The organism is Agrobacterium sp. ST15.13.013, assembly GCF_027956525.1.
GTDB lineage: Bacteria > Pseudomonadota > Alphaproteobacteria > Rhizobiales > Rhizobiaceae > Agrobacterium > Agrobacterium salinitolerans.
In genome coordinates, this window is the sequence record NZ_JAQKGP010000113.1 from 1 (window position 1) to 394 (window position 394).

The following is a 394-nucleotide window of genomic DNA, read 5'->3' on the forward strand; positions in this document are numbered from 1 at the left end:
GGAGTAAATTGCGGAGCAATTTATCTCCTTTAAGGGGCGCACCTGATTTTGTACGCCATTTTTATTGCCTTTAAATCTTTGCCTTGAATGACAAAAGGCCGCATGTAGCGGCCCTTTTTGTCGGCTGGGCCGAAGAGTGTGATTGAGAAGATTTTGAGTTGCGTTTTGCAGACCTGGCAGCGACCTACTCTCCCGCGTCTTGAGACGAAGTACCATTGGCGCTGGGGCGTTTCACGGCCGTGTTCGGAATGGGAACGGGTGCGGCCGCCCCGCGATAACCACCAGGTCGGCAAAACGCAACATATGTTCATGCGGAACGCATGAACATATGATTGCTTTTTTGGATTGGCATGCCTTATCCCGTTCGCTTGTCGCTCACGGGGGACGCCAATCG

The 394-nt window shown here is 52.3% G+C and carries 1 rRNA gene; it reads right to left on the reverse strand.

Going from position 1 to position 394, the window contains the following annotated elements:
- Positions 1-171: 171 nt before the first annotated feature.
- A 5S ribosomal RNA gene (gene rrf / locus PL597_RS26135) occupies positions 172-286 on the reverse strand.
- Positions 287-394: the final 108 nt, after the last annotated feature.